Raw genomic sequence first — 20,105 nt, 5'->3', positions numbered from 1 at the left:
CGGACGTCATCCCCATACGCCCGAAGACCCAACGGTCGGGGAGCGGCCGGCGGCTCAGCCTTCGAGGCTCGACAGCACGCTGAGGTCCTCGGGCCCGCCGAAGACCGTCGCGGGGACGCCGAGGATGCCCATTTCCAGCAATTCGTGGAACGACCTCGACGATGTCGCGAAGTAGCCGATGCACGGGGAGGCTTTCAGCTCGGGCCTCGCGCTCGTCAGCGCGTCGAGCCTGCGCGCGCGCTCGCGCAAGGCGGCCGAGACCTCCCGGGGGCGCGCAGCATGTTCGGTGAGCGCCGCATACCCGATACGGAGCCGCGGTTCGTCTTTCGGCAGCTCGGCGAATGTGTCTCGCGTCTCCTTCCGGAAGCGCTCGGGCACGATGCAAATCCCCGCGTGATCCGGGACGAGCCATCCCTTCGACAGCGACGTGAGGAAAACGGCGCTCTCGTCCTCGAGCAATTCCCGCGAGACCTCCGTCGGCGGCGTCGCGTAGACCGAATCGAGGATCAGCATACGACGTGCGTCCGCGCGCGCCCAGCGCCGAAGCGCGTCGGCTTCGTGGGGCGTGAGCGCCGAGCCCCAAGGCTTCAGGGGCTCGCAAATCAACAATGCATCGAGCGTGTCGAGCGCGGGAAGACCGACGCGCGCCTCCCACGGGACGATCGTCGCGCCTGCCTCCGCCGCGAGGTGCAGATACACGGGGTACACATCGGCGGGCACGCCGACACGCGCGTTCTGCTTTGCGAGGAGCCCGAAGAGCGCGCGGAGCGAACGGCGGACGCCGTGGCTGACCTGCGTGCGCGGCTTCAGCGCCTGCGGGAGATCGAGGTGCGCGAGGAATCGCTCCGCGAGGTGACAACGATAAGGCGCTTCCGGGTGGGTCGATGGCAAAATGGCGGGGAAGGCACGCCCGAGGCTCCGGTAGACGTTCAGCTCCGCGAGGTCGACGAGCGAGGGCCGCGCGGCCTGAAGCGCAGCGCGGCGCGCGAGGAAGGTTTCGTGGTTCATAACGTGGAGCTCGGATCTTCCAGCGAGGCGAGGCAGGTTCCGTCGGCCATCACGTTCCACGAGCGTACAATCCCATGCGTCCGCTCCCAGCCGACCGAGGGCTCCGTATACGCGGCCACGCGGAGCGCGTGGCCTTTGATCTCCCCTTCGAACACGGGGCTCCCCCAGGGCAATTCCGCGCGCTTCTCGAAGCCGAGCGTGGCGAGCGTGTGGAGCACGAGCGAGAGCGGCACCTGGTTCGTTTCGCAAAACTGGTTCGCGCGGCTCGGCGCCCACGGGTTTTCCGAGAGGCTCGAAACGTAAAGCTCCTTGAAACAAACCTCCTGAAACCGCTCGGCGGCGCTGCGTTCGAGGTAGGCGCGCACCTTCGCGGCGTCGTCGACGCCCCCTCGCTGGAGCACACAAATCGCCCGCGTGCGGAGCCCCGGCGCACGTCCGAGCGCTCCGGAGTCGACCTCGATCCCCATGATCCGCGCATCGTCTTCTCGCGTTACGCCGTGCCGGCTCACCGCGAGCGTGGTGAGCCCGGCTTCTCGGAGGGCTTCGAGTTGCGCGAGATCGAGGCGCGCGCCGTTCGTGATGAGCAGGGTTGTCGGGAACAACCCCGCGAGGCCACGCACGAGCGCGCGGAGCTTTTCGGGTTCGAGCAGCGTCGGCTCGCCGCCCCCGGTGATGACGGCGCGCTCGGCGCCCCGCTCCTTCGCGAGCTTCGCCCAGGCGAGGTATTGGTCGAGCGTGCCGCTCCGCTGGCGCGCGAGATCGGACACGCTCGCCTTCGAGAAGCAGAAGGCACAACGCGCCTGGCAGGCCTTCGCGACGGGCAGGACCGACACGCTCCGCGGCCGGCACTTCGCCCATTCGACGAGCCCGTCGTCATCGAGGCGGAAGGCCTCCGCGGTGATCTCCTCGTGCCGCGTGGGCACGAGCGAATCCTTCTCGTCGACCCACGCCACGCCGGAGAGCGGGATCTCGCTTGCCGGCCAGCGCCAGCCAATGCCCGTGCCGGTCACGTCGTTCGGGCGCATCCCCGCGGGCCCGACCGGGAGCCGCGCCCGCAGCGCCACCACGCGATCCTTCGGCCGACCGAGCTTCGCCACGAGCCGCCGCGCCTTTTCGAGCCCCGGCGCCCAGCGCTCGTCCTCCTTCAGCATGTAGAATGCGTCGGGAAACGTCGATTCACCGATCAACGCCTTCGAATACCGCATCCCGTAGCGGTCGAAGCCCCGCAGCCAGTTCGAGAGCGGGATGAAAGCGACGAAGGAATCCATCCACGCCATGATTCTAGACGCGCAGGATCAAGTCAACCCGACTCGTTGGGTCTTCGCCGCCGATCCACCCGCTGGAGGAGCGCCGCGACCTCTGCCGGGAACGCGCCGGCATAGTCCGCGAGGCTCTTCTCGATCTCGTCCGCGAAATCGATGTTCATCGCCTTCTCGGCCTTCTTGCCGGCGAAGGCGAGGTACCAGCGGGCCACCCCGAAGCGACCAAAGGAGGCGACGAAGTCCGAGAACGAAAGATCGAGGGGAAGAGCTCGCATCCGTCCTGCGCGAGGCCGATCCGATAGGGGGCTCCCTTCGGATCGAAATAGTCGATGGCGAGCCATGCAGACGCGCCGGGGACAGAGACGAGCAGCTTCGACCGCTTCAGCTTCACGACGATCCCGGCGGATCGCGCGAACGTCGCCCGCGACGCCACGGGCTGGCACTTCTGCCTCGACAACCTGGAGGCAGCGGTCGACGGAACGCCCGCCGCCGGATTCGACAAGGCGCGCTTCTCCGCGCTCAATGCAGAGTACGCCGCGCGTTTCGGCCTGGGCAGCTTCCCGGCCTTCATGACGAGCGCGGCGAACCACGTCGCGGCGGATTCTCTGCGCATCCCCGGCGTCGAGGCCTACGTGTTCGACGGCGCGGATGGCACGCAGATCTTGCTGTGCCACGCAAAGACCGACGCGGACACGGGCGAGCAGTGGCGCGACGCCGACGAATACCTCGCCGTCCTGGAAGGCAGCTACGTGCTGCGGATCAATGGCATGGACATGGAGCTCGGCGCCGGGCGGGAATTCGTCGTTCCGAGGGGCGCGCGGGTCTCGGGGAGGTTTTCCGCAGGCACGCGGACGATGCACGCGTTTCGAGGACGGAGTCTCGGGCGGGGCGGGGGGCGTAGGACGTCCCGCGCCTGGCACGCCCCTGCCCTTCCTGACGGACCGGTGAAGCTACGCCGCGGCGAGCCGAGGGCACGCCCAGGGCCAACCTCAGCGCGCTCGCCGCCGCCGCATCGCCGCGAGCCCCATCATCGCCAGCGCCGCCCACGCGGCACCCGACGTATCGTCGTCTCCCACCACCCGGCATCCGCACGATCCCTCGCTGCCGCTCAGGTCGGGGCCGCCGGGACCACCACTCCCGCCGCTCCCTGCCGTACCGCCCATCCCGCCACTCCCCGCCGCGCCTCCCTCGCCGCCGGTGCCGAAGATCCCCGACGAGCTGCTGCTCGCGTCCGAGCTGCTCGGATTGTCCACGCATTGCCCCGCCATGCACGTCTGGCCCGTCGGGCACGCGGCGCCCATGCAATCGTCCACGCACATCCCGCCCGCGCAATGCGTCCCCGCGTCGCACGTCACGCCAATGCACGCCGCGTCCACGCAGAGGCCGCTCATCGTCTCGCACGCCTTGCCGCCGGCGCAGGGCAGACAATCGCAGCGCGTGACGCACACGCCGCCGTCGCAGACCTGGCCACTCTCGCACGTCACCCCGGCGCACGGATCGACACACGCGCCCACGCGACAAACCTGCGGGAACGGACACGTGACGTCGTCACACGGGCCCCTGCAGGTGCCGCCGACGCAGACCTTGCCGGCCTCGCACGACACGTCCTTGCACGCGGCATCGACGCAATAGCCGCTGCTGTTGCAGGCCTGGTTGGGCAGACAGTCGAATTCGCCGCCCTTGCAACTCTCCACGCAGGTGCCCTTGTCGCAAACGAACCCGCTCGGGCAGATGTCCCCCTCGTCGACCGGCCCGTTGCAATCGTCGTCGATCCCGTTGCAGCTCTCGCCCGTCGGCTGCGTGAGCTGCTGGCACACGACGCCGTTCGAGGTGCATTGCGTCACGCCCGCCGCGCAGACGCCTGGATTGCCCGTCTCGCAAGGCTGGCCGCCGCCGGAACAGGTGATGCCGGTGAGGAAATAGACGTCGTCGTTGAAATCGCCGTCGTTGTTCCAGCCCGACGCGCTTGTCGACCCGTCCTCGAAGGCGATGTAATAGGCGTTCGGCGTGGTCTTCGAGGCGTAAATCATCGCCGTGACCCACGGCGCCGCCGGGTTGCAGGCCGAGCAGAGGTTGTTGTACGCCGGGTTCGTGTAGTGCGTCTCGCCGCCCACGAGCGCGAAACCGACGAGCCCGCCGGCGTAGCCCGGATCGTTCTTGATCGACGTGCCGTTGAACATGGTGCCGACCGGCGAGTTCGGCGGCACGAGGACGTGCAGATCCGCAGGCTGCGGCTTCTGCCCGGTCTCGTTGTACCAGGCGAGGCCGAAGTGCGAGCCGGCCTCGTTCAGCACGAACCTCGCGGTGAAGCCGCACAGCGGCGAGAACGCGTTCGGCGTGGTATGCGCGTCGGCCTTCCAGTCGACGGGATCGTTCAAGTTCTGGAACATGGTGTAGAGCTGGACCTCGCCGTTGGCCGAATCGAGCGGCACGACAAGGCCGTTCGGCTCTGTAACGAGCGCGTCGGCGGTGCTGGTTGCGAGGACGAGAGCGAGGGAGGAAGCAAAAAGCGGTGTGCGGCGCATACCCCAGGCTACCGCACCGCCGCGCGTTTGGGGGAGTGCTCCTGGAGAAGAATTCGTGCGATCCCGATCCCTCGGCCGAGCTGGGACGACGTCCCTCAACCGAGCCGCGTGATCACCGCCGCGCCCCTCGTGAGCTCCTCTTTGTTTACCTCCGGGCCCAAAAGATCCGCCGCAATCCGTCGCGCCGTCGGCACGGCGTCCGCGAGGAGCTGGCGCCCCGCTGGGGTGAGTACCGCGAACGTGACACGTCCGTCCTCTTCGCTCGGCTGGCTCGTGACGAGCCCGCGCTGCGCCAGCGGACGCAACATCCACGTCACGCCCGAGGCCGTCACGCCGAGCTGCTGGGCCAGATCGATCCGCCGAAGCCGGCGCTCGGGCGCCTGGTCGAGCACCTGGAGCAGGTGCAGGTCGTTGAGGCCGATGCCGTGCACCCCGCCGAGCGAGCCGTCGAAGCGGCGGATCACGGTCGCGTGCGCCCGGTTCAAGTCGAAAAAGAACGTCAGATGATACGCCGACATGCGCTCCTCTTTTGTTGAGCACTCAAATAAACCACTTGCGACGGTGAGGCAAGGATGATAGTTGAGAACTCAAACAACTACAAGGAAGAGGGCGCATGTCCACCCACGAAGAGGCCGATGCCCATTCTCCCGCCCAGCCGTTCTGGTTGCGCGGTCCCTTCGCGCCGGTCACCGACGAGGTGACCGCGCACGACTTGCCCGTGGTGGGCGAGCTCCCGCGTGACCTCGCCGGGACCTATGTGCGCAACGGACCCAATCCCAAGGACGGCGCCTCCCGGCATTGGTGGTTCGGCGACGGGATGGTGCACGGCGTCCACCTCGAAAACGGAAAAGCGCGCTGGTACCGAAACCGCTATGTACGGACCGCCAGGTATCTCGGGACGAACCTCGACGCCGCGACGGACGGCGAGGACGCGAGCGCGACCCGGGCGTGGCGGCTGCGCGGCGGCGGCACATCGAATACGCACGTCATCGAGCACGCGGGCCGGCTCCTTTCGATGGTCGAGGCGGCGCTGCCGATGCAGCTCGATCGGGAGCTGTCGACCGTCGGCGTCTTCGATTTCGACGGAGCCCTGGACACACCGATGACGGCGCACCCGAAGCGTTGTCCCGCGACGGGCGAGCTCCACTTTTTCAGCTACCAGACGGTGCGGCCTTACCTCACCTATTACATTGCCAATGCGGCTGGACGGGTGATCTCGAAGCGGGAAATCGAGGTCGACAGCCCCTCCCACATGCACGACTTCGCCCTCACGGAGCACTACGCGGTCTTCTTCGATTCGCCCGCCCGCATGACGCGCGACTGGGGCGACGGGATGCCCTTCACGTGGAGCGAGACCCACACGGCGCGCCTCGGCGTGGTGCCGCGCGCGGGAGGCGTGGTGCGCTGGTTCGACATCGAGCCCGGTCACCTCAGCCACACCGCCAATGCATTCGAGCGCGACGGAACGCTCGTCCTGGAGGGGGCCCGCTGCGCGCGCTTCGAGGCCAGCCCGCCGTGTCTCCATCGCTGGGAGATCGACCTCAAGTCCGGGCAAACCCGCGAACGGGCGATCGACGAGCGCGTGGTCGATTTCCCTCGCATCGACGACCGCCGCGTCGGGCGGCCGCATCGCTTCACGTACGTCGTCGAGCTATGCGATTTCGTGGCCGGCGCCCCGAGGAGCGCGCGCTTGCGCCGCTACGACGCGGCGACAGGCGCCTCGGCTGCGCAGGACCTCGGCCCGAGGCGCATTCCCGGCGAATGCGTCTTCGTCCCCAGGGGCCATGACCCTTCCGAGGATGCGGGTTATCTGCTCAGCATCGTCTACGACGGCGAGCGCGACGGCAGCGAGCTCGTCGTATTGGACGCCGAGACCTTCGGCGTGGCCCCGGTGGCCCGTGTCCGATTGCCCCAGCGCGTTCCGTTCGGCTTCCACGGGACGTGGGTAAGCACACCGTGAGCACGTTTACGACACGAGGGCCGCATTTACAAGGAGAGAAAGGTACGTCTACCCTCCGAGTTGTGTAGTCTACATCGCTGCTCACGCACGATCGGACGTCACACCCTTGAGCCTTCCCGAGGGCGCGCGCGTGCCGTCGGGGCTCGTCTCCGGAGGATCCTTATGAAACATTCATTTCTCGGGCTGGCCGGCGCCCTCGTGTTCCTGCCCAGCGTGCTCGGGACGGCGGCCTGCGGCACCGCCCCTGGGGACGTCGCCAGTTCCACACAGACGCCGCTGGACCCCAGCGGGAGCGGCGGCAGCGGTGGCAGCGGCGGCAGCGGCGTCGGCGCAAATGGCTGCGGCGAGGGCGTCCAGAGCAAAGATATCGTGCCCTCGCAGATGAGCACGGCCGCCGGCGTCGACCACGCGAACAACGTGGTCGTCACCGGAAACTTTGCGGGCATCCTGCACCTCGGCGACACATCGCCCGCTCGCGGCTACGACTCGGGGAGGGACATCTTCGTCGCGAAGTTCGACGCGGAAAGCAAGCCGCTCTGGACCCGGCAGCTCCACGCGAGGAGTGGCGATGGGCTGGGGATCACGTTCGACCGAGATGGCAATGTCATCGTCACCGGTTATGTCTTCGGGGGCATGCTCTGCGACGACATGCCCTCCGGCATCCCGGTCAATCAGGACATCCTCGTGTCGAAGCTGGCTCCGGACGGGAACATTCTCTGGACGCGCGTCTTCCCTGCACCGTCCGACCAGGCGGGCTTCGACGTGGTCACGAACAGCAGCGGCGATATCTTCGTGGCGGGTGCCATGACGTCCGGTGGAAACAATGACGTGACGTTCGACGAGATCGGCACGACGCTGCACGTCGAGGGCACGGTCAGCTCCTTTCTCATGAAATTGAGCCCGAACGGCAACCTCGTATGGGCCAAGGGCTTCGGGAACTCGCTGTGCACGGCGCTGGACATCGACGGCGCAGACAACATCGTCCTCGGCGGCCGCCTCCAGGGGACGACCGATTTCGATGGACCGCCGCTCACGTCGGAGTCCGATTTCGATACCTTCCTCGCGAAATTCGACGGTTCGGGCAACCACCTCTGGAGCCGGAGCTTCGCGGGTCTCGGCTGGGGGACGGCTTCCGACGTCGCCGTGGACAGCGGCGACAACATCATCCTCTCGTCGTACTTCTCGCTGTACGTGGATACAGGGGAGGGTCCGATTGTCGGCGATGGCAATACGGATATGGTCCTCTCGAAATACGACCCTTCGGGCAATCACCTCTGGAGCCGAAGCCTCCTCAGCGTGCCCGGGAACACGCTGGTGGAGGGCGCGTCGGTCGACGTCGACAGCGCCGATCGCATCATCGTCGCGGGGACGTACGGCGGGAGCGTCGACCTCGGCGGCGGTCTGCTCGCGAATGCCAAGGGGGACGATATCTTCATCGCGAAATACGATCCCTCCGGCGGCTGGCTCGCGAGTCAGCGCTTCGGTACGCAGTCGCCGGACCGGGCCGTAGCGGTTCGTATGGACCACACCGGGCGCGCCATCCTCACGGGGGACAACGCCGCCATCGATTTCGGCGGAGCGCCGAAGGTGCACAACGAGATCCTCCCCCTCGGATCCCAGAACTTCTTCGTGACCTGGCTCGCCCCCTGAACGCGAGCACGGCCATCAGGTCGTCGGGTCCCTTCGCCGATTCACCCGGCACGCGCGCCTTCGTCAGCAGGTCACGCGTCCGTCGAGCTCTCCGCCTCGTCCGCCGTCTGCGCAGATCCCGCCTCCTGCACGGGCGCGAGCAGCCATCGGCCGAGGACGAGGCCAACAATCGCCGCCGCGCCGCTCGCCGCGAGCACGCCGAGCTTTGCCGCGGCGAGCAGCGACGCGTCCGAAAAAGCGAGCTGCGCGATGAACAATGCCATCGTGAACCCCACGCCCGCGACGACCCCCAGCACCACGACGTGCCGCAAGCGCATGCCCCGCGGCAATGTCGCGAGGCGCAAGCGCAACACGATCGCGCTCGCGACGAGCACGCCGAGCGGTTTGCCCACGACGAGCCCCACGGCGACGGCCACGAGCACACGCCACGCGACGGGATCGAGCGAGCCGCCCGTCACGGAAACGCCCGCATTCGCCAGCGCGAACACCGGCATGATGCCGAAGGCCACCCAGGGGTGCAGGGCCTCGATCAGGCTCTCGGCGGGCGACATGGCTTCCCGGCGCAGCGCGTCCACGTGACGAAGGGTCCCCGCGAGCGCATGGGACGAGAGCGCCTCCGACGGGGCCTTCGCGAGCTGCTCGATTTCTCCGCGGACGCCGACAACAAACCCGTCCGGCCCGAGCCACGCGCGCACCGGCGTCACGAGCCCGACGAGCACGCCGGCGATCGTCGGATGCACGCCGGCCGCATAGACGCCGGCCCACGCGACGAGGGCCGGCGGGACGTACGCGAGCTTCGCGCGCACGCCGAACCGCTGCATCAGAAGCACCCCGACAAACCCTGCCGCGGCGACGATCAACCCCGAGACCACGATTCCCGACGAATAAAACAGCGCGATGACGACGATGGCCCCGAGGTCGTCGATGACGGCGAGCGCGAGCAGGAGCACGCGCAGCGCCGCTGGGACGCGCTTGCCGAGCAGCGTGAGAATACCGACGGCGAAGGCGATGTCCGTCGCCATTGGGGCGCCCCACCCCGATCGGGTCGCGGGAGCCCCGGCGAAGGCGAGGTACAGCGCCGCTGGCGCGAGCATCCCGCCCAGCGCAGCCACGGCGGGGAGCGCCGCGCGACGCCACTCGGAAAGCTCGCCGTGGTGGATCTCGCGGCGGATCTCCATTCCGACGACGAAAAAGAAAATCACCATCAGCCCGTCGTTGACGAACCATGCGAGCGTCCGCTCGAAGGTGGATCCCGATCGGGGTGTTCCAGAGGTGGAAATAACTCCCGGCCCACGGCGAGTTTGTCCATAGGAGCGCGACGGCCGCCGCGACGAGCAGCAGAATGCCGCTCGCGGCCTCGATCCGGAGGAAACGCTCGAGCGGACGGCCCGCGAGCCGCGTGAAACGCAAGAGCGACTCCCAGGCCTCGGGAGGCGACGAAGGCAGGGGGCTCCGCCCCGGGTTGTTCCTGATCGACATGCATCATCCCTCGCCGGCGGAATCACCGGCTGGGATGGCGGCCCGACCATCCTCGGTCCTGCAGCGCCCGTCGCTGCACCCTTCCTGCAAATGCGCGGACAAGATGGCACGTCGTCCCCGCGTCCCCGTCGAGGGGAATCGGGACGAAGTCGGGCGCCTCCTGCCTTCGCCCATCACGGAATCACCTCCGCGCGGCCCCGATCTCCGCTCTCGGCAGCGAGAACCGAAACGTCGTCCCCGCGTCGTCGCTCTCGACCCATATCCTGCCGCCGTGCGCCTCGACGATGCCCCGACAAACGTACAGCCCGAGACCCACCCCGAGCACGGGCCCCTTGTGCAGCCGCCGAAACCGCTGGAAGAGGCGTGGAATGTCCTCCGCCGGGATACGCGCTCCCCGGTTGTGCACCGAGATGCGCGCGCCCTCCTCCGTGCCCTCGACCCATACGCGGATCGGCGTGTCCGCCGCCCCATACTTCACGGCATTCGAAAGGAGGTTCCCGAGCACCTGCTCGATACGCGTGGGATCCACGAGCACCCGCGGGACCTCCCCCACGATCACGATCTCGCCTCGCCCTCCGAGGGAGGCGCGCTCGACGGCGCCCCGCACGAGCAAAGGCAGATCCGTCGGTTCGAGCGCGAGCTCGAGCTGCTTTGCGTCAATGCGGGTGGTATCCAGCAAATCCCCGATCAGCCGGTTGAGCCGCGCGGCGCTTTGGCAAATGTTCTCCGCGCGCCGCTTCTGCGTGGGCTCGTCGGTGCGCGCGAGCAACGCCGCGTGGCTGGCGATCGCCGTGAGAGGCTGGCGCAGCTCGTGGGCCACGATGGAGCTCCACTCGTCGCGCATTTGCTCGAGCCATTTGAGGCGCGTGATGTCCTCGTACGTCGCAATGGCGCCGACGATGTGGCCATGCGCGTCGCGGACGGGGCTCGCGCTCTCGAGCACCGGCAAACCCATATCGTCCGGGCGGCCCACGCGCAGCTCGCGGCTGCGCGTCTCCTCGCCGCGCAAGGCGCGCGCCATCGCGTGCGCCTCCGGGGGGAGGTTTTTTCCGGAGGGATCACAAAGGGCCGCGAGGTACGACGAAGAAAGCTCGTCGGGCCGCGGTGACCGGCCCAGGATCTCCGCGGCCCTGCGGTTCGCCAAGGTCCGATCCCCTTTGGGCCCGACGGCCAGCACGATCCCCACGGGCGTGTGCTCGATGACGCTCCTCAACCGGCTCCGATCCGCCTCCATTTGTTCGAGGAGCGCCTCGCGCTCCTGCTCGGCTCTCTTTCGCTCGGTGATGTCACGCGCCACGGCAATGAGCCCGATCGGGACGCCGAGTTCGTCCCGGATGGTCGTGCCCTTGATCTCCACCCACGCGAGCTCCCCGTTTTTTCGATGAAACCGGATGAGGAGCGACTCGGCCTCGTTATCGTTCCGGAACCGCTCGTAGATCTCTCGATCGTCCTCGTGCGCGATCTTCATGGCGAGCTCGGGATCGGCGTACCATTGCTCGACGGGATAACCGGTCATGGCGAGCACGGAGGGGCTCACGTATTCGAATCGACGGCGCGGCTTGAAGGAGACCTGATACACGACGTCCGAGGCGTTCTCCGCGAGGAATCGGAAACGCGCCTCGCTGAGGCGAAGCGCCGCCTCGGTGCGCTTGCGGCGCGAGACGTCGCGCAAAGTCATGAGGTGAAACCCCGGGACGAAATGCGCCCTCGCGCCGAGCTCGACGGGGATCGTGCTGCTGTCGTGGAGGTGCAGGGTGACTTCGAGGTCGAGTTCCCCCTGCACGGAGAGGCGCCGCCACGGCTCTTCGAGCAGCGCCGCCGTGGTGGGCGTGATGAGGGATGTCATCCGCCGCCCGATCACCTCCTCGCGCGTCTCGTGAAAAAGCGCGCACGCGGCCGGGTTCGCGTCGACGAAGCGCATCTGCTCGTCCAGGAGGACGATCGCCTCGCGGGCGCTGTGGAAGATCGCGTGGTACTTGCGCTCGCTCTGCCGCAGCCGCTCCTCGATCCGCCGTTTTTCGGTGATGTCCTCGATTTGGGAGATGTAATGGAGCGGGATGCCGCGGGCGTCGCGCACCATCGACGCGCTCAGCATGACGTCGACGACCTCGCCTGTCTTGCGAACGTACCTCTTGGCAAGCTGATACCGCTCGATCTCCCCGCGGAGCAGCCGTGCGACTTGCTCGAGATCGATCTCGAGATCCTCGGGATGCGTGATGTCCTGGAAGCGCAGCCGCTCGAGTTCTTCGCGACCATAGCCGACGATGTCGCAGAGCACGCGGTTGACGCGCACGAAGCGGCCGTCGAGGCCCACCAGCGCCATTCCGATGGGCGCGTCGTCGATCGTACGGTTGAGGCGCTCTTCCACATTGCGGAACACCTCCTGAGCACGCGCAAGCTCGTCGATGTGCTTGAGCAATCGCTCCTGCGAGCGGGCCCCGTCGAGGGCCCACGCGAAGACGGAGGCGAGCGCCACGACGACGGCTTGCTCCTCGTCACGGTCGGAGACCTCGTGCGTAATGCCGCACGTGACCGCCCCGAGGATTTGCCCTGCGGCGACGAGAGGCGCCACGATCACGACCTTCACCTCGCAACACGAAACGATCGTGCGGGCATCGACGAACGTGCTGGCCTCGGGCATGGCAGCCTCGACGCAGAGAGGGCTCCGCATCGCGATGGCCTCGGTCACGAGGGTAGGTCCTTGCGCAGGCGCGATCTCCGATACCCCGGCAAGGGCTGCGCTCGGAATGCCGTGCTGCGCGAGCAGCCGAAGCGGTGGGCCGTCCACGAAGCCGTACAGGCAGGCGATCCGCGCGTCGAGGTGACGCTCGATCTGCACGAGGAACGTTTCGATCACGTATTCTGGCGAGCAGACGCCTGCAGCGAGCGCCGCCACGGATTCCCCGACGGCGAGCGCGACCCGCCCCCCGGGCGGTTCTCCCTGTCCAGGCTTCGCGGCGCGGGGCACGAGCGATTTCGCACGGTCCGGACTGGGGACCGATGCCTCCGGCTCTCGCTTTACGGCCAGGCTCATGCAGGCGGCTCGTCCTCCGGCGAATATAAGACCCACGGGGGCCACGGGCCACTCGCGCTCGCGGGCGAACGGCCGCGCGCGACCAGGAACGTGCACGCCTGCGCGTGCTTTGCCGACCCGACCCGCGGTCCTCCCGACGCACGGCGCCCTGGCACGCCAATCAGCCTGCCTGCTAAGGTGGGGGCCGCATGAAGCCTTACTGCTATCACGACGGAAAGATAGTGCCGACGGAGAAGGCGACGTTGCCGATCACGGATCTGGCAGTCTTGCGTGGTTATGGCGTGTTCGATTTCCTGAAAACGGTGAACGGCAAGCCGTTTTTGTGGAAGGAGCACTGGAGGCGCTTGCAACGCTCGGCGAAGCTCCTCGGCTTGAAAATTCCACTCCCAGAGAAGGCCGTTCGTGAGGCGATCGATCGGCTGCTCGCAAAGAACGAAGGGGAGGACTGCAACATCCGGCTTCTGCTCACGGGCGGCGTCGCCACGAACGGGCTCCTCGTCGACGAGCCGCGTTTGTATGTTCTTTCGGAGCCAATCCAAAAGCTCCCCAGGAAGGTCTTCGAGAAGGGAGCGAAGGTCATCCGGTGTTCGCACGAGCGGATCGTGCCAGAGGCCAAAACGACGGACTATCTGGCCGCGGTACGCCTGCAGAAGGAGCGGATCCGCGCTGGGGCGGTGGAGATCCTCTACGTGGTGAACGGCAGGGTCCTGGAGTGCTCCACGAGCAACTTCTTCCTCGTGAAGAACGGGCGGTTGATCACCGCCCGTGACGCCGTGCTCCTCGGGACGAGGCGAAATCTCGTCCTCGATCTCGCGAAAAAAGCCGGTATCGAGATCGAGGAAAGAGACGTGGCGGAAACGGAGCTTGCCTCGGCCGAGGAAGCGTTTCTCACGGCGACCAACAAGAACATCGTGCCGGTGGTCCAGGTCGACGACCTCAAAATCGGCAACGGAAAGCCGGGCGTGGTGACGCGCCGGCTGATGACCCTGTTTGCGGACTACATGGCTCGTTATTGAAGCTCCGCTCGGTTCGAGCGAGCCGACGGTGCCGCGGAGACGTCAGGTTCGCGCGAACGTCGGATCCGACCGAGCGCCCGGCGCACGAGCGCGAGCAGGATCCTACTTTCGACGAACTTTGTAAGCGTGACACGAAGCCTTGATCATGTTTTACTGCGGCGGCGTGGGACAAGATGGCAGGGGCCGACACGAGCATCGTTGCCAGCAGCGAAGATACGTTTTCCACGCTCGCGGCGCGCCTCCTGAGCAGCTCCGTCGAGCCTCGGGACGCGCACCGCATCGCCGTCGACTTCGTGGCCTCGGCGCTCGGCACACACGTGACGCTTTTCTACGGCGTCAGCGAAGACGGGCGTACGCTCGCCGTTTCCGCGCATCACGGTGCACCTGAAGCGCTGCTCGCCCGTCTCGCCTCGCTCCCGCTCGAATCCGCCAGCCTGATCGCCCGGGTGGCGCGCACGCGCAAGGCCGCAGAGGTCGACGCCGCAGCGAAGGATGCCCCCTTCGATGCGCGCGTGGCCGCGGAGATCGGATGCGGCCAGAGAGCCCTCGCGGCCCCGCTCATCGCCGGGGAGCGTCTGCTCGGGCTCCTCGTTTGCTTCACGCCGACAGCCGAAAGCGGCCGGGACCGGACGCTCCCCATGCTCTCGGCCTTCGCCAGTTTGATCGGGGCCACGCTGGGCTCCGCGCGTCCGGCGGATGAGAATGCGCTGCGCCGGAGCCAGGAGCGACTCGCCCGCGCCCAGCGAATCGCCCATATCGGGAGCTGGGAATGGGAGATCGGCACGAACGAGGTCTTCTGGTCGGATGAGTGCTTCCGCCTCTTCGGCCTGCCTCCCTCGGCCGAAAAAAAGACCTACGAGGACTTCCTTTCGTTTGTGCATCCCGACGATCGCGCGGAGGTCGACGAGGTCGTACGAGGAGCCCTCAGCGGAGACGCCTCCTCGTATTCGACCGATCACCGTATCCTCGCGGTCGGCGACCGGGAGCGGATCATGCACGTGGACTGCGACGTGATCCGCGACGACGCGGGACGCGCGCTCCGCATGTGGGGGACGGTCCAGGACGTGACGGAGCAACGCCGCGCGGAGAAGGCGCTCCAGAAGAGCGAGGCCCTCTTCCGCCAGGTCCTCGAGACGTTGCCCGTCGGGGTATGGGTCTCCGACGAGCACGGCAACGTCATCTTGATGAACCCCGCCGGACAAACCATCTGGAACGAGACGCGGTTCGTCGGGCCGGAGCGATTCGACGAATTCAAGGCCTGGTGGGTCGAGACGGGCAACGAAGTCAAGGCCGACGAATGGGCCCTCTCCCGCGCCGTGAAAAAAGGCGAGACCGCGCTGAACGAGCTCATCGAGATCCAGGCCTTCGACGGCTCGCGCAAGATCGTGCTGAACTCGGCGGCGCCGGTGCGCGACCCGAAAGGGCGAATCATCGGGGGCTTCGTCATCAACCAGGACGTGACGGCGCAACGTCGCGCCGAAATGGCGCTCCAGAAGAGCGAGGCCCTCTTCCGGAAGGTCCTCGAGACGTTGCCGGTCGGGGTATGGGTCTCCGACGAGCACGGCAACCTGGTGCTGATCAACCCCGCCGGACAGCGCATCTGGGGCGGGGTGAGGTTCGTCGGGCCGGAAGAATTCGACGAATACAAGGGATGGTGGGTCGACACGGGCAAGGAGGTCAAGTCCGACGAATGGGCCCTCTCCCGCGCCGTGAAAAAAGGTGAGACCGCGCTGAACGAGCTCGTCGAGATCCAGACCTTCGACGGCATCCGCAAGTTCGTGCTGAACTCGGCAGCGCCGGTGCGTGATCCGAATGGCCGGTTCCTCGGGGCATTCGCCATCAATGACGACGTGACCGAGCAGCGCCGGCTCGAAGCGGAGCGCGAGCGGCTCGTTCACGCCTTGTCCACGGAGCGGCGGTGGCTCCGGACCGTGATCGACCGCTCGCCCATTGGAATCGTGCTCTGCAAGCTGGACAAAGAGCCGGAGTTTCTCATGAACCACAAGGCGGAGGAGCTCATGGGCGAGGCCATGCCGACGGACGTGCTCGGTCTCTTGCGGCAGCGGCTCCACCTGCCGGACGGCTCGCCGGTCCCCGATCAGGATCTCTCGCTGAATCGTGCCCTGCGGGGCGAGGTCGTCACGGGACGGGAGCTGCTCGTCCGGACGCCCCACGAGCCCGACGTACCCGTCTTGAACAATGCGTCCCCCATTCGCAATGAAGAGGGCGAGATCGTCGGGGCCGTGGTGACGTACGAGGACATCACGCCGCTGAAGGAGCTCGAGCGATTGCGCCAGGAATGGACCAGCGTGGTGGCCCATGACCTGCGCCAGCCGGTCACGACCATCATGACGCTCGCCGGGGCCCTCGCGCGCTCCGGGGCCGACGCCACGGCGCGCAGCCGCGGCGAGCGGATCGTCGGGAGCGCAGCGCGGCTCAGCCGCATGATCGGCGATCTGCTCGATGGTTCGAGGATCGAGACCCACAGGCTGGAGCTCTTGCGCGCGCCGACCGATATCCCGGCGCTGCTCGGACGCGTCATCGAGGCGAGCGACAACCGCGAGCGCGTCACGATTTCGATCCACGGCGAGATCCCTGCCCTCTTCGTGGACGCGCAACGGATCGAGCAGGTCGCGGAGAACCTCCTCTCCAATGCGGTCAAATATGGCTTCCCCGGGACGCCAATCGAGCTCCTCGCGGAGCGACGCGGCGACGAGGTGGTGGTGGCGGTGCGGAATCAGGGGCCGGGCATTCCGCCCGAGGACATGCGCACCCTGTTCGAGCGATTTCAGCGAGGACGCGCGAAAGGCAGCATGATCAAGGGGCTCGGGCTCGGGCTCTACATCGTGCGGGGCCTCGTGGAGGCGCATGGCGGGCGGGTCGAGGCCCACAGCGTCCCCGGCGAGATCACCATGTTTTCGCTTTCCCTGCCCATCGATACCAGCGTGGAGGGGATACACGAGGACACGTCGAAGCCATCGGCGAGCACCACCTGAAATGGTCGAGGTCGAGCCCTCGAAGGTGCGCTCGCTTGGCTGTTTGGATCCGGATCTCCCGCGTCGAACGTGAACAGGTGGGCGCCTGGACGTGCGCGCGCCCTACCCCACGTTCCGGGCGGGGAAAGGGGGGGACTTCTCATGTCCATCGGAAAAAAGATCATCGCAGAGGCCGTCGGGACGTGCTGGCTCGTGCTCGGCGGCGTCGGCAGCGCGGTCATCGCGGGCGACAAGATCGGAAACCTCGGCGTCGCGTTCGCATTCGGCCTCACGGTGCTCACCATGGCCTACGCATTCGGCCACATCTCGGGCGCGCACCTCAACCCGGCCGTCACGGTGGGGCTCGCGGCGGCCGGACGCTTCCCACGCGCGGAAGTGCTGCCGTACGTCGTGGCCCAGCTCATCGGCGGCGTCGTCGGCGCGGGCCTCCTGCTGCTCGTCGCGCGAGGCATGCCCGGCGGCTACGACCCTGTCGCGAGCGGCCTCGGCGCGAACGGCTATGGCGCGCACTCGCCCGCCGGCTATGCCGCGTCGTCCGCGTTCTTCGTCGAGGTCGTGCTGACCTTCTTCTTCGTCGTCGTGATCCTCGGAGCCACGTCGAAGCGCGCGATGAATACGTTCGGCGGGATCGCGATCGGCCTCTGCTTGACGTTGATTCACCTCGTCGACATCCCGATCACCAATGCCTCCGTCAACCCTGCGCGCTCCACGGGGCCTGCGCTGTTCGTGGGCGGATGGGCACTCGCGCAGCTCTGGATGTTCTGGGTCGCGCCGCTCCTCGGCGCCGCGCTCGCGGGGCTCACGGCGCGCGCGCTCGAGCCGGATCAGGTGCTCCGCAAGGCGCGCCCGGGCCCGCCAGGGCCGGCCGAGCAGGTGCCCACGCGGGCGTGACGGGACGATCGAAATCATCCAGCCGGGCCACCCACCGCCGATTTGAAAGCGCCGCCCCTCGCCGGGGAGCCGCGCGCCACACCCATCACCACGGCTCCGGAAATGCGATAGCAACAAACGCGACGTCGCTTGACAGCTCGAGACCGTTTGCTTAGCTGCCTTTCTGAAAATGCGCCCCATGAGCTCTTTCGGGCCGTTGTGCCTCTCGGGGATCGCCGCAGCCATGCTGGCGGTCCAGGGTTCCGCGTTTGCGTGCTCGGGTCCGGGTGCGATGGAAGCGATCCTTCGCGCCGAGCGGCTCGGCTGGATCCTGTGGGTCGTGACGCTGCTCGTCGCGGGGGGCGCGGCCTTCGCGCCTCGGCTGCGCGCCGCGGGCTGGCGCACGCAGGGGCCCTTGTTCCTCGTGGTGGCGCTTCATCCGGGCTCGTGGATGAGCGCTCGCGCCGGCGACTGCGGACGAACGCTGGTGGCAGGCTCGATTCTCGTCGCGGCGCTGGCGCCCCTGGTGGCAGGCTTCCTGTTCTGGCGCTCCGGACGCGCGGCGAGCGCGGCTCGTTGATCCAACGTCGGCGCCCGCGTTTCCGTCGCGCATCCTTTTGACATCCGCGCTTCGAGGGTCGTGCTCCGCGTGGCAGCGCGCGCGAGGTCATTGTCGTCCCGCGGCACAACGCGTAAGGTGCGCGGCCCATGAGGTACCTTTTTGATCGCCGCGCTCGCGGCATTCTCCTTGGCAGCACCCTCGCCCTCGCCGCATGTGGCGGGGAGGACAGTCCTCCGCCACCGAGTGGCCCGGGGAAGCCGGAAATCCCGGCCCCCGAGGTCGCGGGGACCCCCGAGACCAACGCCCTCGCCGATGCCCCGGCCCGTTGCGGGCAGCCCGATCACGCCTGGCAAAGGGATCTCTCGCTCGGCGAGATTACCTCGCACAGGGCGACGGCCACGTACCCCAAAGGCCTGCTCGACGCGCTCGCGGCCGAGACACTCGGCAACCTGCCCGTTTCGCTCAAATACGACGTCGTGACCCATGTCTTCACGTACGTGACGCAGGATCGCGGCAAGGCGGTGGAGGCGACGGCGCTGCTCGCGTGGCCGACGAGCGTGCCCGAGGACGCCGAGGCATTGCCGACGCTCATGGTCCTGCACGGCACCAGCGGCTTCACCGATGGCTGCGGCCCGAGCGCAGAAACGGACACCGCGGCGCTCGCAGCCGCACTCGCGTCGATTGGGTATGTCGTCGTCGCTCCCGATTACATTGGCCTCAAGAACGAGCCGCCGCCCACGGGCTTCTTGCACCCGTACCTGGTCGGTCAGGCGACGGCCATTGCCTCGCTCGACGCGGCCCGCGCAGTCCTGCGTTTGCCCGAGGAGATCCGCGAGGGCGGCGCGCGGCCCTCGGCGCGCCTCGCCGTGGTGGGTGGATCCCAGGGCGGGCACGCGGCGCTTTGGGTGGATCGTCTCGCGCCTTATTATGCGCGCGAACTCGACATCGTAGGCATTGCGACCACGGTCCCGCCCGCGGACATGCTCGGCGAGGGCACGCTCGCGCTCACCACGAAGCGCCAATCGACGGACAACATGGTCGCCTTTTATGGCGCGAGCGCGGGCTGGTACGGCGCGGAGGACAAACTCGCGGAGGTGCTGCTCCCGCCGCTCGACGCGGAGGTCCCGGCCGCCCTGGGCGCGGGGTGTGATCCGGGGGATTTCCTTTCGGGCAAGGACATGCTGACGTCCATCTTCCAGCCCGAGATGCTCGACGCGGCCGCGTCGGGGAAGCTCGGCGAGCTCGCGCCGTGGGGCTGCATGGCGGCCGAGAATGGTTTGACCACCACGAGCGTGTCGCGCATCCAGAAGGACGCGGCGAGTTATGGCATCCTCTTCATCACGGGCGAGGCGGACGCGCTGGTCGATACGCCGACCGAGCGCGTCGCATTCGGGGCGCTGTGCGACGCCGGGATGCCCATGCGTTACCTCGAGTGCGCTTCCGCCTCGCACACGAAGGCCACGACCTGGGCGCTGCCGGAGATCCTCTCCTTCCTCGGGGATCGCGTCGCAGGCAAACCATTCGAGAAGGCCTGCGCCACGAGCGCCCCCGTGACCTGCGCGGGAACCCCGACGCCGTAATCATGGATTCCGCGTCCCAGAAAGACGCGGAATCCATGGAGGGGGGGACAGCACACGTACACCAGCGCGCCGCGCAACGCGGGGCCCCAATCACCGTGGTATCTACGTTGACCATGCGTCGCGCGACGCGGGGCGCGATCGTCATCGTATTGACGTTACCCGC

At 67.7% G+C, this 20,105-nt stretch carries 13 protein-coding genes and 1 pseudogene; 7 read left to right on the top strand and 7 right to left on the bottom strand.

The genetic code is table 11. The features are described 5' to 3' along the window. Window positions 1–54 precede the first annotated feature (54 nt). The 5 genes from POL67_RS16720 to POL67_RS16700 all read right to left on the bottom strand — a co-directional run bounded on the left by POL67_RS16720 (window position 55) and on the right by POL67_RS16700 (window position 5,313). Window positions 55–1,008, bottom strand: a complete 954-nt coding sequence (locus tag POL67_RS16720; RefSeq protein ID WP_271918360.1) for a PLP-dependent aminotransferase family protein — start codon at window positions 1,006–1,008, stop codon at window positions 55–57. After that, window positions 1,005–2,276, bottom strand: coding sequence for a radical SAM protein (locus POL67_RS16715; protein ID WP_271918359.1), 1,272 nt, complete (start codon window positions 2,274–2,276; stop codon window positions 1,005–1,007). The genes POL67_RS16720 and POL67_RS16715 overlap by 4 nt, the downstream gene beginning before the upstream one ends. Window positions 2,277–2,308: 32 nt before the next feature. After that, a complete protein-coding gene (locus POL67_RS16710; protein ID WP_271918358.1) occupies window positions 2,309–2,545 on the bottom strand; it encodes a hypothetical protein in 237 nt (78 codons plus the stop codon). Between the two features lie 714 nt (window positions 2,546–3,259). After that, window positions 3,260–4,795 carry an MYXO-CTERM sorting domain-containing protein gene (locus POL67_RS16705; RefSeq protein ID WP_271918357.1) on the bottom strand — a complete coding sequence of 512 codons (1,536 nt, stop codon included), beginning with the start codon at window positions 4,793–4,795 and terminating at the stop codon, window positions 3,260–3,262. 95 nt (window positions 4,796–4,890) lie between these two features. After that, window positions 4,891–5,313: a MarR family winged helix-turn-helix transcriptional regulator gene (locus POL67_RS16700; RefSeq protein ID WP_271918356.1), complete on the bottom strand. Its 423-nt coding sequence runs from the start codon at window positions 5,311–5,313 to the stop codon at window positions 4,891–4,893. Window positions 5,314–5,408: 95 nt separating this feature from the next. Between POL67_RS16700 and POL67_RS16695 the strand changes: the two genes are divergently transcribed. Together POL67_RS16695 and POL67_RS16690 are read left to right on the top strand one after the other, a co-directional pair. Beyond that, window positions 5,409–6,755 carry a carotenoid oxygenase family protein gene (locus POL67_RS16695; RefSeq protein WP_271918355.1) on the top strand — a complete coding sequence of 449 codons (1,347 nt, stop codon included), beginning with the start codon at window positions 5,409–5,411 and terminating at the stop codon, window positions 6,753–6,755. Between the two features lie 162 nt (window positions 6,756–6,917). After that, complete coding sequence (locus POL67_RS16690) at window positions 6,918–8,405, top strand: NHL repeat-containing protein (RefSeq protein ID WP_271918354.1); 1,488 nt, start codon at window positions 6,918–6,920, stop codon at window positions 8,403–8,405. Window positions 8,406–8,476: 71 nt separating this feature from the next. Here the strand turns inward: POL67_RS16690 and nhaA are convergent. Next, window positions 8,477–9,884 (bottom strand): annotated as a pseudogene (gene nhaA / locus POL67_RS16685) (Na+/H+ antiporter NhaA). Window positions 9,885–10,065: 181 nt separating this feature from the next. Next, window positions 10,066–12,741 carry a PAS domain-containing sensor histidine kinase gene (locus POL67_RS16680; RefSeq protein WP_271918353.1) on the bottom strand — a complete coding sequence of 892 codons (2,676 nt, stop codon included), beginning with the start codon at window positions 12,739–12,741 and terminating at the stop codon, window positions 10,066–10,068. A gap of 365 nt (window positions 12,742–13,106) precedes the next feature. On the opposite strand from POL67_RS16680, the gene POL67_RS16675 reads away from it, so the two are divergent. From POL67_RS16675 to POL67_RS16655, 5 genes are all read left to right on the top strand, one after another. After that, on the top strand, window positions 13,107–13,934 hold the full coding sequence (locus tag POL67_RS16675; protein ID WP_271918352.1) for an aminotransferase class IV: 828 nt from the start codon (window positions 13,107–13,109) through the stop codon (window positions 13,932–13,934). A 173-nt stretch (window positions 13,935–14,107) separates the two neighbouring features. After that, window positions 14,108–16,930, top strand: coding sequence for a sensor histidine kinase (locus POL67_RS16670; RefSeq protein WP_271918351.1), 2,823 nt, complete (start codon window positions 14,108–14,110; stop codon window positions 16,928–16,930). A 141-nt stretch (window positions 16,931–17,071) separates the two neighbouring features. Further along, on the top strand, window positions 17,072–17,821 hold the full coding sequence (gene aqpZ / locus POL67_RS16665) for an aquaporin Z (protein WP_271918350.1): 750 nt from the start codon (window positions 17,072–17,074) through the stop codon (window positions 17,819–17,821). Window positions 17,822–17,999: 178 nt separating this feature from the next. Continuing rightward, complete coding sequence (locus POL67_RS16660) at window positions 18,000–18,380, top strand: hypothetical protein (protein ID WP_271918349.1); 381 nt, start codon at window positions 18,000–18,002, stop codon at window positions 18,378–18,380. Window positions 18,381–18,508: 128 nt separating this feature from the next. After that, window positions 18,509–19,942 carry a lipase family protein gene (locus tag POL67_RS16655; RefSeq protein ID WP_271918348.1) on the top strand — a complete coding sequence of 478 codons (1,434 nt, stop codon included), beginning with the start codon at window positions 18,509–18,511 and terminating at the stop codon, window positions 19,940–19,942. The last annotated feature ends 163 nt before the right edge of the window (window positions 19,943–20,105 follow it).

The organism is Polyangium mundeleinium, assembly GCF_028369105.1.
In the GTDB taxonomy this organism is placed as follows: Bacteria; Myxococcota_A; Polyangia; order Polyangiales; family Polyangiaceae; genus Polyangium; species Polyangium mundeleinium.
The sequence above is the reverse complement of the archived record's forward strand: the minus strand, read 5'-3'. Positions and strand labels throughout refer to the sequence as shown.